A 15,680-nucleotide genomic window follows, 5' to 3' on the forward strand; every position below is an offset into this window, starting at 1 on the left:
CGACCGGTCGTGCGGAGGGGGCCGGCGGATCGTCGAGGCCGCGTTGTCACCGCTTGCGCGGCGCAGCCAGGCATTGCGTGATGCCCTCGCAGAAGCGCTGCGCCATCTGTTCGACCGAGATCTCGGCGGCTTGGCGCGCACAGCCCTCGCGCAGCGCCTGCAAGCGGCTCCGGTCCCGCAGCAGCGCCGCGATGGTGTCGGCATAGGCGGCAGCGCTGTCGGGAGTGATCAGCCCGTTCTCGCCGTCGCGCAGGTAGGAGACCTCGGGCGAGTGGGTCTTGCAGTCGGTGGTGATCATCGGAAGGCCGGCCTGCAGCGAGTCGACGATGTTCAGTCCCACCTTGCCAGGGTTGAGCATCAGGTCGCTCATCGCCAGCAGCTCGGCCTTTTCGATGCCCTTGCGCAAGCCGGTCCAGTGGATCCAGCCGCCGGACCCGGCGACCGCCTGCCGGATCATCTCGCGTTCCGGCCCTTCGCCCACCAGCACGAGCTGGAAGTCCGGTACCTGCTGCCGCACGAGCCGCGCGGCCTCGAGCAGGAACTCGGGGCGCTTGTCCTTGTTGAGCGAAGCCACCATCACGCCGATCGGGCCGGCGGGAATGCCGTGGGCACGGCGGGCGGCCGCGATCTGCTCGGGCGTCAGGCTGTCGAGCTCGCGTTTCAGCGTGGTGGTGTCGATCGCGTTGTTGAGCACGGTGATGCGCTGCCGCGGGAAGCCAGCCTGCTCGACCACGTCCGCGCTCAGCTCGGTGTAGCCAAACCACCAGTCGACGCTGCGCAACAGCATGCGCTTGAAGCGCTCGCTCAAGGACTCGCTCGTGAGCGACTGGAAGTTGCGGCCGTGACCCCAGAAGGCCCGCTTGACCGAGCGGTGGCGGATCGGCAACAGGTAATTGAACAACAGGTTGTTTTCCTGCGTCACCACCACCATGTCGGCGCCCTTGAGCGCCGCCGAGGCGTCCTGCCAGCAGAAACGCTCCCCCACGAGATAACGACAGGGCACGTGGGTGCCCCAGCTCAAGTGCCCGCCGTCGTTGGTCTTGGCCTCGGCCGGCTTGGGGTCGCCGTAGACCACCGTCAGTTCCACCCCCTGGGCGTCGAGAAGGCAGCGCAGGTGCTCGAAGAGCGGCAGGCGATAGTGGGTCATGCGACGTTGCACGATGACCACACGCGGCCGCTTGGTGCCACTGCGCGCCCGGCTGGGAAGGGGCGCTGCGCCGGGAAGGGCCGCGCCTGCGGAGCGGAGGATGACGGACGGTTCTTCTTTCATACGGTCCTGCATTGATGAACGAACTCGGTGGAGATCGCCGCGCGACGCGAGCGGCGACTCATGCGGCCTGCACCAGGCGCTGGGGCACGGCCCGGCGCGCCTCGGCGTAGATGTCGAGCAGACGTCCGTAGTTGCGCTCAGGTGTGTAGTGGCGCTCGTAGGCGTCTCGAGCGCGACGGCCCATGCGACGCATCTCCTCCGGATGCGCCTGGGCCCAGACTATTTTCGCCGCCAGGTCCGTGGCCGAGCCGGCGTCGAAGAGCAGCCCGGTCTCGCCCTCGGCCACCAGCTCGGGCAGCGAGCCGAGTCGGCTGGCGATGACCGGCAGGCCGCAGGCATAGGCCTCGACAATGGTGCGCGGGAAGCTCTCGTAGCAGATGCTGGGCACGACCAGGAAGCTGGCGGTCTGCATCATCGCCAGGATCTCCGGCAAGGGCTTGAACCCGGCCACGCGCGAACCGAAGGCCGCACGCACCTCGCCCTCCAGGTCGGCGCCCGCGCCCACCAGCGTGATGTCCGGATCCTGCAGGTGCCGGGATGCCTCGCACAGGACCTGGACGCCCTTCTCGTTCGAAAAGCGCCCGACATAGAGGCCGCCGCTGCGCGGCCCGTCCGCGGGCACACCCGGGAGATCGACGAAGTTCGGCTTGACGACAATGCGCTCGGGCGGCAAACCGCCCTCGATGAACTTGTTGCGACAGAACTCGTTGAGCGCGATGTAGCGCGTCACCCGGTGCGCATAGGTCCCGAGGGCGCGGTGCGTGACGAGCATGCCGGCCAGCACCGCCGACTGTGCCGCGGAATCGCGGTAGCAGCGCCGGGCCACGCCGCGCCAGGGCACCCGGCCCAGACAATCCTCGCAGATGCGCTCCTCGCGCAGGAAGATCGCTTGAGGACACAGCAGACGGAAGTTGTGCAGCGTCTGGACCACCGCGACGTCTTCCGCGTCGGCGGCCCAGTACACCGAAGGCGACACCAGGGGCATGGTGTTGTGCACATGCACGATGTCGATCTGCTTTTCCCGGATCAGCCGTCGCACGTCGGCATGGCTGCGCGGCGACCAGATCGTGTCGCGCAGCAAGCCGAGCTTGGAGCCGGAGCCCACTTCGTCGTTGTGGCGCCGGTACTCGACCACCTCGTGCCCGTGCTGGCGCAGCAGTTCGACCTCAGACTCGACCACGCTGTCCTCGCCGCCGCGCACGCGGTAGCCGTTGTGCACCAGCAGCACGCGCTGCAGCGGACGGCTACCGCGGGCCGCCGCAGAGGCAGCCGGTCCCGGCCCGAGGGCGGCGGCGTTCAGTCCTTCGCCCAGCACTCCCGTCATGCAGCGCGCTCCACGCCATCGCCCCGACGCTCGAGAAGGGCCAGGGATCGGCAGGACAGGCCGTGCTCACTCAGTTCATGTTCGATGTGCATGTTCTCTTCGCCTATCCCGAAACCATGGGCCAGCGCGGCGTCCGGCTCTACGCCTGGAACCTCGCCGCCGCAGCGCCCGCGCAAGGGAAGGACAAGTGCCCGGGAAAACCCGCAGGATCACCGATACCGGCGCCGGCAGTGTGTCAAACCGTTCTCTCCGCGGCAAGCGGCCTCGCCGCCCCGGACTGCGAAGTCGCCCTCAGGGCCGCGCCCGGGCGCCTGCCTCGGCCTGGACGCCCATCTTGCGATCCGGCGATTGTCGCCGCTGCCCGGAGCATCTGCCGCGGCTCCCCCGCGACCGGGGGGGCACACGGACAAGGACGGTCACATTTTCGTACCCGCTGTCATTTGAAAGCCGCATCATTCGCCCCTCTTTTTGAATCCGAAGGAGCGACCGTTCCTTCGAAACAAGCAGGAGATGTACGTGCGTTCGCTCTACCTGGAAGACGGCCGCCCTCGCCCCGGCCGGCCCGCACCGCCGCGCCCCTCGGTTCCCGCGCGCTGGCGCTCCGACACGCCGGCCCGGCTGCGCGCCCTGATGGGAGCCTCGGCCCTCGGGCTCGCCGCGCTGCTGGCTCCGGCCGGCGCCGCGCATGCCGTCATCGACCTGCCGGCGGACTCTTCCACGGCCGCCGCCTCCGAATCGCAGGGCGGCACCGGGAGGATGCAGGCGGCCGGCGCATCGGCCCCGCCATTGACTCCCAAGGTCAACGCCTGGGGTAAACAGGCGCCCAAGTACCAGATCGAAGTTCCGCGAAGCGGCCGGCCGGCCGCCAAGGAGGGAGGCGGCGCCCAGGCCGTCCAGGCCGACCGCCCTCAGGCCGCGGCCGCCGGCCCGGTGCGCTTCCGCTTGCTCGACAAGGGCGACGGCGACGCCCACCTGATCTACCCCTATGCGTTCAAGGCCGGCACCACCTACCGGGCCCGCGTGCGGATCCGCAGCGATCGTGATGCGCAGGTGCAGGCCATGTTGAGGCGCGACGAGCCGCCCTGGGATCCTTTCGACATCGAGACCGTGCGTGTCACGCCGAAGTGGCAGACCGTGGAGCTGGAAGGCACGGCCATGAGCAACGGACCGGCCTCGCTGCGGGTGGCTTCGCGCACCCTGGGCGCCGACCTGTGGGTCGACCAGGTCGAGATCGACGAGGTGCGCGCGAATTCGCTGGAACCGCGCCTGAAGCAGCCCATTCCCGATTCCTTCTTCGGCATGCACCTGATGCGGCTGGGGATCCACACGAACTGGCCCTCCTTCAATCCCGGCGTGATCCGTCTCTGGGACACGCGCACGAACTGGAAGGACCTGCAGCCCGAGGAAGGCCGCTGGGACTTCTCCGGTCCGAGCTGGAAGCGCATGGATCTGTACGTCAACCACACGCTGAAGCACAACCCGCAGGCCAAGATCATCTACACCATGGGCCAGGTGCCGCGCTGGACCTCGACGCAGCCGGACTGGAAAAACGGCTACGGCCTGGGCCATGGGGCAGCGCCGCGCGACATGGAGCTCTGGCGCGACTACGTGCGCACCGTGGGCAAGCGGTATGCGGGGCGGATCCGCTACTGGGAGATCTGGAACGAACCCGACTACGCGGCCTTCTACAAAGGCTCCGTCGAGGACATGGTGAAAATGGCCCGCATCGCGAACGAGGAGCTCAAGGCCATCGACCCCCAGAATGTCCTGCTCTCCCCGGGCCTGACAACCCACCAGGGCGTCGCCTGGCTGGACCGCTTCCTGGCGCTGGGCGGTGGGCGCTATGTCGACGTGATCGCCTTCCACTGGTACTACGACCGCCACCCGGAGAGCATCGCCAGCTCGATCCAGAACGTGCGGCGGGTGATGCGCAAGCACCGCGTGGAGGACAAGCCGCTGTGGAACACGGAGGGTTCACTGACCTGCAACCCCAAGATGGATGACTGCAAGCAGGCCTTCCACGTCAGCGAGGCCGAACAGCGCGGCGTCAACCTTCGCGCCATGCTCACGATGTGGGGAGGCGGGGTGCAGAGCTTCGCCTACTACCACTGGGAGGGGCGCTTCCCGGACGAGAAGATGCTTCAGGACGACTTCCGCACCCCCACCTTGAGCGGACGGGCCTATGCGCGGGCCGTCGACTGGCTGCGCGGCGCACGGCTGGTCGATGCTTGGCGCAGTGGCCGCGACGTTTATATCTACAAGCTGCAGCGCGGCGACCAGCCGGTCGTGATCGCCTGGTCACTGACGCCCGACACCGAGGTGCGGCTGCCGGTCGAGTGGGGCGTGCGGCGCGTCGCCCGGCTGGATGGAAGCGTCGATGCACTGGGCGAGTCGCGCACGCTGTCACTGGGGCTCGAGCCGGTGATGTTGCAGTGAACCGGGGGGCGGCACCAGCCGGGGCCGCAGCCCCCCCCATGACTCCCACCTGCCGGCCCTCGCCATACAGCGCCTGGGAAGACGGCACAGGCAAGAATCTTCTTGTCACACTCAGAACATGCAAGTTGCAAAGCGAGAGGTCGGATCCAGCCCTCGGAGGCTGTTGAGATGGCATCGCACCGCTGAAGGACGCTCGGGCTCCCCTGCCTGACAACGCCTGGCGGGAAGCACGAGGCAGGGTCCGCTCGGACGTCACGCCGACCGGGTCGGCACCCTCCTCCGCTCGTCCGCATTCCCTGTCCAAACACGTCACTTTTGCCCCGCCAACAGCGCGGCATGGACCTTGTTTGGTTATTCGGCAAATGCAACATACCCAGGACAGAGAATGAACTCGAACGTCTATCGTTGGGCCGTTTCCTTGAGCGTGGTTCTGCTGGCTGCATGCGGGGGCGGCTCCAGTTCGCAGCAGGACGGAATGTCGGCTGACCAAGCCTCCGTTGAAGATTCCACGGCGCCCACGGCCGAAGCCGCAGGCGACCTCGACGCGGTCGAAACCGATCCCCCTGTCAGCGAAGAAACGTTACCGCCACAGTTGCAATTAGAAACGATGGCGACGGAACGCGCGATGTCGGTGACGAGCTCTGACACCTCTGTGGTGAGCGCCGACTTCGAGGGCGGCTACAGCCGTGCTGCCCCTGGCTGGATCGTGAACGCCTGGGGCGGCGCGAAGTACGAAGTGGCCCGCGAAACCCGCCCCGGCTTTTTCCGCTCGGGCGCGTCCTCGCAGCGTTTCAAGGTCACCCAACGCGCCACCGGCGTGGACACCGACGCCCACCTGGCCCGTCCTCACGCTTTCGCCAATGGCAAGACCTACCGCGTCACCGTCTACCTGCGCACCGACGCAGCGGCCACCGTCGAAGTGATGCTGCGCCGTGACATCGCGCCGTGGAACGTCGGCGGCGCCAAGACGGTCGCGCTGAACAGCGGCTGGACCAAGGTCGAATTCGAAGGCACCTACCGCTGGAACGAGCCGGGCTCGGTGCGCCTGATCTCCAAGACGCTGGGCGCCAACATCTACGTCGACGACCTGACGGTCGTCGAAGTGCAGCCGACCGTCACATCCCCGATCGGCGCCCTCGCACTGCCGGCCAAGGGCGCCGCCTCGACCACCGTCACCCCGGTCGCGACCTCCAATTTCGAAGGCACCTACACGCTGACCGCGCCGGGCTGGAAGGTGAACTTCTGGGGCTTCCCGATCGCCACCTACGACTCTTCGAGGGAAACCCGGGCGGGTTTCGTCTACGCCGGTGCGTCGTCGCAGCGCTTCCGCATGCTGAGCAAGGGCGACGGCGATGCGCAGCTGGTGTACCCCTACGCCTTCAAGAAGGGCCGCACCTACCGCACCAGCATCTACGTGCGCTCGGACCGCAGCGCGTCGGTGGAACTGATGGTGCGCCGCGATGCCCACCCGTGGGACGCAGCCGGCGCCAAGACCGTCGCCGTCGGCTCGACCTGGCAGAAGGTCGAGATCCAGGGCACCTACGTGGGTGACGTGCTGGGCACCGTGCGGGTCATCTCGAAGACGCCCGGCGCCAACATCTGGGTCGACAACATGACCATCTCCGAGGTCGACTACAACGAGATGGCCCCGTACAGCACCGCCACGGCGCCCGACACCCTGTTCGGCGTGCATGTGAACAAGCTGGGTGTGCATCACAACTGGCCGACCCTGGGTCAGGGCATCGTGCGCATGTGGAACACCGGCACCAACTGGCGCGACCTGGAGAAGGCCAACAACGTGTGGGACTGGACCACCGGCAACGGCTACCGGATGGACATGTACGTGGACTACATCACCCGCAACGGTGCCCAGATCCTGTACACCCTGGGCCAGACCCCGCAGTGGGCATCGAGCAACCCGTCCTCCACCGGCATGTACGGTCCTGGCGCCAACATGCACCCGGCCAACATGAACGACTGGCGCGACTATGTGCGCACCATCGCGCGCCGCTACGCGGGCAAGATCAAGTACTACGAGCTGTGGAACGAGCCGGACTTCTCGGGCACCTACAAGGGCACCGTAGAGAAGATGGTTGAGATGGCCCGCATCGCGAACGAGGAGATCAAGGCGGCTGACCCGACGGCCAAGCTGGTGTCCCCGGGCCTCACGATCGGCCAGGGCTACAGCTTCCTGGACCGCTTCCTGCAACTGGGCGGGGGTCAGTATGTCGACCACATTGGCTGGCACTTCTACTACAACTCCGACCCGGAATCGCTCGGCCCCCAGATCCAGAACGTGCGTGAAGTGATGCGCAACCATGGCGTCCAGGACAAGCAACTCTGGAACACCGAGGGCAGCTACATCTGCGATCGCACCAAACACGACTGCTCGACCTGGGATTCGTCCTATGTGCAGAAGCGCGGCGTGAACGCGCGGGCCCTGATGATGATGTGGGGCAAGGGCATCAGCAACTTCAACTACTACTTCTGGGAGCGCCAGACCGAAGCGACCGGCTCGCGCATGGTGGAAACCGACTGGAAGACGCCGACCACCGCCGCCTTGGCCTACGCCGAGGCCGTCAAGTGGATCAAGGGCGCCCGACTGGTCGACTCCTACCAGATCGACAACAAGGTCTACGTGTTCCGGGTCAACCGCGGCACCGAGAACTACGTAATCGCCTGGTCCATCTCGCAAGGCACGGTGGTGGCGGTGCCCAGCGACTGGGGCGTCACGAAGGTCCGCAACCTGGCGGGTCAAGAATCGAGCATCTCCGGTGGCACGGTCACACTGGGTCAAGAGCCGGTGATGCTGAAGTAAGCCGGCGCAGCGGGCACCCTCCGGCAGCCCGCCACCCGCGGCTCCAAGGCCTGCGTGACAGCGATGTCATGCGGGCCTTTCTCTTTTTCGGCCTTCGGCACACCCCGCAACAACCCGACACCGACGGCGCGGCGCAAGTGAGCCGCGCGACGACATAATTGCCCCTCTTAAGCGCCGTCAGGTCGGCCATATCGTGCTTGCCTTCTCGACAACATTTCAGTTGTTCATTGTTCAGGCGGCGGTTTCTCATCCCCTTCCGAAGCCGGGGAACAACGCGGGGAGTCTTCCGAGATGGAGCAGCGCAATCAGTGGGTCGACATTGCCAAAGGCATCGGCATCCTGCTCGTGGTCTACGGCCATGTCGCCCGGGGCATCTTCAATGCCGGGCTCCCGTTTGAAGACGAGCAGTTGTACCAGGCCATCGACAGTGTCTTGTACAGCTTCCACATGCCGCTGTTCTTTTTCCTGTCAGGGCTCTTTTTTGTCGCTTCGCTCGACAAGCGAGGTCCGATCGGGCTGATCGGCAACAAGCTCGATACCCTGCTCTATCCCTACCTGATATGGGGGCTGCTCCAGACCGTGATCCAGGTGGTGCTCTCGAGCTACACCAATGCCAAGCTCTCGTGGTCGGGCCTGCTGAGCGTGCTCTGGGAACCACCCGCCCACTTCTGGTTCCTGTACACCCTTTTTGCCGTCAACCTGGTCTGCATCCCCCTCTACAAAGCGGTGCCCCGGGCTGCCTACGGCGGCCTGGCCGCGGGCCTGCTCCTGCTGTTTATCTACCGCGGAGCCTTCGGTACGGCCTTTCCGGTCTGGCATGTGATGACCTATATCGGCTTCTTCGCGCTCGGGGCCTATTTCCAGACCATCACCGGATGGATGCAGAAGCACCTGCGTCTGCTGGCTCCTCTCGCGATCGTCACCTTCCTGGCTTCGCAGTGGACCTTCCATTTCGAGGCCGGTCTGCTCTACACGACCGTCTCGCGCTGGTTGCTGCTGGCTCTCGCGCTGGCCTCGGTCTTCGGCACCATCGCGCTCTGCATGGTGCTGGCACGCACCGGTCGATTTGGTTTTCTGGCCTGGCTGGGTACCCTGTCGATGGAGATCTACCTGCTCCACGTCTTGACGGGCAGCGGCACGCGCATCGTCTTGCACAAGGTCTTTCACGTCGAATCGGTACCCTTGCACCTGGCCGTGGGCATGCTCACGGGCGTCCTGGTGCCCATCGCCGTCTTCCGGCTTCTCGACCGGTTTGGCATCGACTTCCTCCTGCAGCCGCGCGACGGCTGGCGCTTCAGCCGCTTGCTGGGCGCCGCCGGGCGCACCAGCCCCAAAACGGCTGCGACCTCCTCCCGCCTGCCCTCCTGAGAAGCGCACGCCTGCCCCTTGTTCGGCAGGCCTCCTGCGACCTTTCAAGGGCTTGCGGGCTCTTGAAGCGCTTGCTGTGAAAGCATCGGCTCGGCTGGCCTTCGGGGGCCGCAGCCTGCTTTGAAGTCGGCTCACGGCTCGACTTGCGTGGCGGACGACAATAACTCGGCAGGCCGGCGACGGCGATGTCGGCCGGTTGAGGCCGACGCTGGGTAGGCCAAGGTCACCGTCCGGGCTGGATCTCCGGGAATGCGTGAGGCACCCGGTGGATGGAATGCCGCGGCGGCGCTGACGCCGCCGCTCGGGAGGGCTCGCGAGACGCCCTCCCCCTTTGCCGTGCCTAGGGCAAACCTCTGAAGCCGGGCGGCCTAGGCTGCCAGCGGGAGGGCCCGGGCACAGGCACCGCCGCCTGCTCCTTGACCTCGGCATCGGCGGCCATGGCCATCATGCCGATGCAGAAAGTGAAGTAGGCATAAATCAGCGTGTTGTCGGTGACGAGCAGCACATTGGCGTACAGCCAGAAGAGGCGCATCGTGATCGACTTGAGCCGAAAGGCGAGCCAGATGAAGCCGCACAGCGTCAAGCCGCCGTACTCCAGCACGATCTTCATCACGTCATGGTGAAGATTGAGCTTTTGACCATGAAAGAACCCGACCGAGAGGAAGTCGTAGGCAGCACCGGCACCACTGCCTATCCAGACATAACGCTCGATGTGGCTGGTCAGTTCCACCGAGGGCGCCAGGTAGAGCTCCTTGCGACCCATGCCCGCCTGGTTGGCGCTCATGCCCATGGTGTTGTGGATGAGCTCGTCGAAGCCGCCCTGGGCGTAGGTCACTGCCAGCGACAGTGCAGCCAGGTTGAACAGCAGCATGGGGATGGGCCGCAGCATCGCGCTGGTGAAGCGCCGCGGCAGCAAAGACACCACCAGGCACAGCAGCACGCCCAACAAGGCGATCCGCTTGAGCGTCAGCAGCGTGAACAGAATGCCGACCGCCGTCTCCTTCCACCGGCGCGTCGCGATGGCCCAGACGGTCAGTGCCCCGAAGGCAAAACACCACGGCGACTCGAAGGAGGAGCGCGATCCGGCGACGTCGATCTGGAACTCCCCGCCGCCTCCCCCCATCAGCCGCAGCATCACGACCGAGGTCACCAGGCCGGCGACCATCACCCAGAAGGCGGTCCACCATTTGAAGCGGTATTCGTAGCCGAGCACGAAGGGCATGACGCCGACCAGGAACAGGTAGATGTCCTGGTACCCGTTGCGCCCCGACAGCGGGATCAGCATGATGCCCACGCCGATCAGCAGCCAGTACGGCAACAGGTGCACTGGCACGACGAACTTGCGCACCGCGAGACAGGCGATCACGCCGCACATCGGGATCAAGTAGGTCAGGTGGCGCAGCCGCGGCACCGCCAGCGACATCCAGAGCGCGAAGACGCAGAAGACCGCGTAGAGCATCTCCACGGTGATGGCGGGCGGGCGGACGGCCGCGCTGCCGGCCCAACGGGGGTAGGAGCGCATCATGCGTTGACCCGGCGGCCGTCGCCGACGCCGCCCGCCGACAGCCAGCGCAGCAGCCCCTTCACGGTGCGTCGCCAGGCCAGGTGCTCGACCGTGCCCATCACCTCCGCGGGGCGGAAACGCCGCGGCTGCGAGACGAAGCTGTCCAGGGCCTCGCCGACCGCCTCGGCGCTCGGCTCGCGGATGAACAGGCCGTTGCTCGGCTCGACCACCTCGGCAAAGCCGCCGATCTGGGTGGCGATCACGGGCACGCCCTGCGACAGCGACAGCAGCAGCACGCCGCTCTGGTCGATGTGGCGGTAGGGCAGCACGGTCGCGTCGGCAGCCGCGAAGGCGCGGGCGATGTCGGCTTCGGCCAGGAAACCCTCCATCCACACCAGCTTGCCGCTCGGCTGCAGGGCTTCGAGTCGGCGCCGTATCGTGTCGCCGTATTCGCCCGGCGCGCAGCGACCGGCCACGATCAAGGTAATGTCCTCACGCTGCTCGATCGCGTCGATCAGGAGGTCGATGCCCTTGAAGGGCGAGACATAGCCGAAAAACAGCACCGCCGGGCGCTGCGGATCAGCGCCGAGAGCGGCCTTGGCGTCCGGCTTGCTCAGGGGCAGGCGTTCGACCGAATCGTTGAGCCCGTGTTCCATCACCAGCACACGATCGGGCGCGATGCCGAAATCGTCGATCAGTGCCTGGCGCGTGGCGTCGGTGTGCACCAGCAGGAGGTGGGGGATGCGGTAGATGATCCAGTAGAGCCGCTTCATCGTCGCCGTGTGGCGGTTGTGCGGCAGGATGTTGTGCACCGTGAGCGTCAGGCGAGCGCTGATCAGGCGCAGCAGCAAACCTTCGATCACGCCGACCAGCCACTCCGGCCCGAGCATGCCGATGATCATCACGGTGGCGCGACGCCGTTGCCAGACCGTGGCAAGCAGCCGCAGGTGGTAGAGCAGCATGTTGTGCGCCTTGCGCCACCTGGAGCGGCGCGAGTCCTGCGAGCCGCGGATGTTCAGCAGCTGCACGCCGGGATGCAGGCGCGAGGCCAGCGTCTCGTCCGAGCCGAGCAGGGTCACCGGCAGGCCGTTTTCGGCCAGCCCGTTGGCGAAGCCCTGTTCGTAGTGCGTCTGGAAGCCGTGCGAGACCAGCACGACCTCACTGGATGCGGCATGGAGGGGGGCTTCGTGAACGCTCATGGACACCCTTGCTCCATGGCACGCCTCAGTCCGTGACGGATCAACATGTGCTTCCTTCGCAAACCTAGGTTCTCAAAGGCCGAGCACGCGCCCGGCCAGTCGTCCGATCGTGTTCCCGGGCAGGCGCGCATGCAGCACGGCCCGCAGGTCGGGCGCCAGCAGCCGGCCACGCGACAGCACCAGCACCGTCAGGATGGCGAGCCCGGCCAGCATGAGGCGGGCCGCGGCGATGGCCAGCGAAGCGTCGGCCCAAGGGGCCAGGGCCGTGAGCTCCCAGACCCCCGCGCCGACCGCGCCGAGCAGCATGCCGCCGGCCAAGGCACCGGCCAGGCGTCCTGGCGTCAGGCCGATACGACGCACGATCAAGGAAAAATTGATGACACAACGCAGTGCGTAGGCGAAGGGCACGGCCCAGGCAGCCACCGCCAGCGGCTCGGACAGCGCGGAGGCGAGCGCAAAACACACCAGCAGGGACGTGGCGACCAGCACCTGCGACACCATCTCCTTGCTCACCGCGCCGATGGCCCACAGGAAGGAGCCGGCCACCGCGCTCAGCACGTGCAGCGGCATCGCCACCGCGAAGGCGCGGAAGATGGGCACCGCCTCGGACCAGCGATCGCCGTAGAGCATCAGGATCAGCGGCTCGGCGATCGCCAGCAGCAGCGCGAAGGCCGGCAGCATCACCAATGCGAGCCCCCCGGTAATGCAGCAATAGGTGCGGCGCAGGCGCTCTGGATCGTCCTGCACCCGTGACGCCGTCGCCAGCGTGACCGACTGCACCGACTGGCTGAGCAAGGTCGCCGGGCCACGGGCCAGGTTCTGGGCCGCGGTGTAGGCGCCCAGCGAGCTCACCCCCCAGAGCCGGCCGACGACGGCACGGTCGAGGTTGTCGATGGTCCAGCTCGCCATGTTGCTGACGAGAATGTGCACGCCGAACTTGCGCAGCTCAGGGTCCATGCGAAACAGCGGCCGCAACGGGTGGCGCACGATGGCATAGGACGCGATCAGGATGGCGGCGGTCTGGCAGGTGAAGGCCACCACCAGGCTCCACACGCCCCAACCCAGGCGCGCCAGCGTGATGGCGAGGCCACCGAAACACACGACATAGGCAGTCAGCTGAATCAGCTGGAAGCGCTTCATGTCGAAGCCGCGGCGCATCAGGCTGCCGGAGATGTTGCCGAGCGCTTGGAGCAGGATGAGCGGGCCGCAGACCAGCAGCGGCCCGGTCAGGGCCGGATCGTCGAAGATATTGGCCAGCACCGGCGCAGCCAGCATCACGCCGAGGCCGACCACGCTGCCCTGCACGATCACGCCGCCCAGCGCCTGGCGGATCGCCTCGTCGCTGAGCTTGGGCGTCTGGACCAGCGCGGTGCCCATGCCGCTTTCGGTGAGCAGCCAGCCGAAGCCCATCACGACCAGCACGATCGCGAACTGCCCGTAGATCTGCGGCCCGAGCAGACGAGCCAGCACGACCTGCACGCCGATCTGAGCCAGCGCGCGGCCGGCGGCGCCGGCATAGTTCCACAGCACGGCGGCAAAGCTGCGCTGCGCCAGGTTCGAGGTGTTAGTCGCTAGCACGTGCCACACCCTGCATACAGCCACAGGACATCGACGCGACGACCCTCAACCCGCCTTGAATGCATGATAGGCAGCGACCAGGCCCTCGCGCAGCGAGGTCTTGGCGCTCCAGCCCAGCGCGTGCAGCCGGGACACATCCATCAGCTTGCGCGGCGTGCCGTCGGGCTTGGAGGTGTCGAAAACGATGCGGCCGTCGAAACCGACCACATCACGCACGGTTTCCGCGAGCTCGCGGATCGTCACGTCCTCGCCGACGCCGATGTTCACCAGCGGCGGATCGAAGCGGCCGGTCTTGGACTCGTCGCTGCCCAGCAGACCGTCGTAGCGCTCGGCCGGCAGGTTCATCAGGAACACGCAGGCGTCGGCCATGTCGTCGCTGAACAGGAACTCGCGCCGCGGCGTGCCGGTGCCCCACACCGTCACCTCGCCGGCTCCGGCGAGCTTGGCCTCGTGGAACTTGCGGATCAACGCCGGGATGACGTGGCTGGTGTGCAGGTCGTAGTTGTCGCCAGTGCCATAGAGGTTGGTCGGCATCACGGCGAGGTACTTGGTGCCGTACTGACGGTTGTAGCTCCAGCACATCTCGACGCCGGCGATCTTGGCCAGGGCATAGGCGCGATTGGTCGGCTCGAGTGGCCCGGTGAGCAGGCTGTCTTCCCGCATCGGCTGCGGCGCCAGCTTGGGATAGATGCAGCTGGAGCCGAGGAACATCAGCCGCGTCACGCCGTTGCGGCGTGATGCCTCGATCACGTTGCTCTGGATCGCCAGGTTGTCGCGGATGAAGTCGGCCGGATAGGTATCGTTGGCGACGATGCCGCCCACCTTGGCCGCCGCCAGAAACACGTACTCGGGCCGCTCGCTCTCGAAAAACGCGGCGGTGGCCTGCTGGTTGGTCAGGTCGAGCTCGGCATGGGTGCGCAGCAGCAGGTTGCGGTAACCGCGTGCCTGCAGGTTGCGCACCAGGGCCGAGCCCACCAGCCCGCGGTGGCCGGCCACATAGATCTTTGCGTTGGCTTGCATCGGCCCGGCCTCACTCGTGGTAGTCGTAAGCCTGGAAGCCGGCCATCTTGACAAGCGAGTCGCGTCGGGCCGCGGTGTAGTCGGCCTCGATCATTTCGCGCACCAGCTCGTCGAAGGTGGTGGTCGGGGTCCAGCCCAGCTTCTCCTTGGCCTTGGTCGGGTCGCCGAGCAGCGTCTCGACCTCGGTAGGCCGGTAGTAGCGCGGGTCGACGCGCACGATAACGTCGCCGACCTTGCACTTCGCCTTGTCACCCTCGACCTTGGTGACGATGCCGACCTCACGCTCGCCTTCACCTTCGAAGCTCACCGTGATGCCCAGCTCCTTGGCCGAACGTTCGACGAACTGGCGCACGCTGTACTGCACGCCGGTGGCGATGACGAAGTCCTCGGCCTTGTCCTGCTGCAGCATCATCCACTGCATCTCGATGTAGTCACGCGCATGGCCCCAGTCGCGCAGCGCGCTCATGTTGCCGAGGTAGAGGCAGTCCTGCAGGCCCAGCGCAACGCGCGCGATGGCGCGGGTGATCTTGCGCGTCACGAAGGTCTCGCCGCGCAGCGGGCTCTCGTGGTTGAAGAGCACGCCGTTGCAGGCATACATGCCGTAGGCCTCGCGGTAGTTCACCGTGATCCAGTAGGCGTAGAGCTTGGCCACCGCATAAGGGCTGCGCGGGTAGAAAGGTGTGGTTTCCTTCTGCGGAATCTCCTGCACCAGGCCGTAGAGCTCGGAGGTGGAGGCCTGGTAGAAGCGCGTCTTCTTCTCCAGGCCGAGGATGCGGATCGCCTCCAACAGGCGCAGTGCGCCGATGCCGTCGGCATTCGCCGTGTACTCCGGCTCCTCGAAGCTCACCGCGACGTGGCTCTGTGCCGCCAGGTTGTAGATCTCGTCGGGCTGGACCTTCTGCACGATGCGCAGCAGGCTGGTGGAGTCGGTGAGATCCCCGTAGTGCAGGATGAAGTTGCGGTTGTCGACGTGCGGATCCTGGTACAGATGGTCGATGCGATCGGTGTTGAACAAGGACGTCCGGCGCTTGATGCCGTGCACTTCGTAGCCCTTCTTCAGGAGGAACTCGGACAGGTAGGCGCCGTCCTGGCCGGTCACTCCAGTGATGAGGGCAACTTTCTTTTGAGTCATCTTGCTATGGTCGTAAGGAGGTAAAAAAGCT

10 protein-coding genes are annotated in these 15,680 nt (G+C 66.4%); 3 read left to right on the plus strand and 7 right to left on the minus strand.

The window, feature by feature from the left end:
• Positions 1 to 46: 46 nt before the first annotated feature.
• Together OOT46_RS05460 and OOT46_RS05465 are read right to left on the minus strand one after the other, a co-directional pair.
• Complete coding sequence (locus OOT46_RS05460) at positions 47 to 1,147, minus strand: glycosyltransferase family 4 protein (RefSeq protein WP_265402582.1); 1,101 nt, start codon at positions 1,145 to 1,147, stop codon at positions 47 to 49.
• 181 nt (positions 1,148 to 1,328) lie between these two features.
• Positions 1,329 to 2,594, minus strand: coding sequence for a glycosyltransferase family 4 protein (locus tag OOT46_RS05465; RefSeq protein ID WP_265402583.1), 1,266 nt, complete (start codon positions 2,592 to 2,594; stop codon positions 1,329 to 1,331).
• A 516-nt stretch (positions 2,595 to 3,110) separates the two neighbouring features.
• On the opposite strand from OOT46_RS05465, the gene OOT46_RS05470 reads away from it, so the two are divergent.
• The 3 genes from OOT46_RS05470 (at position 3,111) to OOT46_RS05480 (ending at position 9,216) form a co-directional block, all read left to right on the plus strand.
• Positions 3,111 to 5,030, plus strand: a complete 1,920-nt coding sequence (locus OOT46_RS05470; protein ID WP_265402584.1) for a glycosyl hydrolase — start codon at positions 3,111 to 3,113, stop codon at positions 5,028 to 5,030.
• 607 nt (positions 5,031 to 5,637) lie between these two features.
• Positions 5,638 to 7,848, plus strand: a complete 2,211-nt coding sequence (locus tag OOT46_RS05475) for a GH39 family glycosyl hydrolase (protein ID WP_265402585.1) — start codon at positions 5,638 to 5,640, stop codon at positions 7,846 to 7,848.
• A 291-nt stretch (positions 7,849 to 8,139) separates the two neighbouring features.
• Positions 8,140 to 9,216, plus strand: coding sequence for an acyltransferase family protein (locus OOT46_RS05480; RefSeq protein WP_265402586.1), 1,077 nt, complete (start codon positions 8,140 to 8,142; stop codon positions 9,214 to 9,216).
• Positions 9,217 to 9,556: 340 nt separating this feature from the next.
• Here OOT46_RS05480 and OOT46_RS05485 read toward each other — a convergent pair whose 3' ends face one another.
• The 5 genes from OOT46_RS05485 to gmd form a co-directional block, all read right to left on the minus strand.
• Positions 9,557 to 10,741 (minus strand): hypothetical protein, encoded by a 1,185-nt coding sequence (locus OOT46_RS05485; RefSeq protein ID WP_265402587.1) that lies wholly within the window; start codon positions 10,739 to 10,741, stop codon positions 9,557 to 9,559.
• On the minus strand, positions 10,738 to 11,919 hold the full coding sequence (locus OOT46_RS05490) for a glycosyltransferase family 4 protein (RefSeq protein WP_265402588.1): 1,182 nt from the start codon (positions 11,917 to 11,919) through the stop codon (positions 10,738 to 10,740). The genes OOT46_RS05485 and OOT46_RS05490 overlap by 4 nt, the downstream gene beginning before the upstream one ends.
• A 72-nt stretch (positions 11,920 to 11,991) precedes the next feature.
• Positions 11,992 to 13,497 carry a lipopolysaccharide biosynthesis protein gene (locus OOT46_RS05495; RefSeq protein ID WP_265402589.1) on the minus strand — a complete coding sequence of 502 codons (1,506 nt, stop codon included), beginning with the start codon at positions 13,495 to 13,497 and terminating at the stop codon, positions 11,992 to 11,994.
• A gap of 45 nt (positions 13,498 to 13,542) precedes the next feature.
• Positions 13,543 to 14,517, minus strand: a complete 975-nt coding sequence (locus OOT46_RS05500; RefSeq protein WP_265402590.1) for a GDP-L-fucose synthase family protein — start codon at positions 14,515 to 14,517, stop codon at positions 13,543 to 13,545.
• 10 nt (positions 14,518 to 14,527) lie between these two features.
• Complete coding sequence (gene gmd, locus OOT46_RS05505; RefSeq protein WP_265402591.1) at positions 14,528 to 15,649, minus strand: GDP-mannose 4,6-dehydratase; 1,122 nt, start codon at positions 15,647 to 15,649, stop codon at positions 14,528 to 14,530.
• Positions 15,650 to 15,680 lie beyond the last annotated feature (31 nt).

Source organism: Aquabacterium sp. A7-Y (assembly GCF_026153205.1).
Taxonomy (GTDB): domain Bacteria; phylum Pseudomonadota; class Gammaproteobacteria; order Burkholderiales; family Burkholderiaceae_C; genus Caldimonas.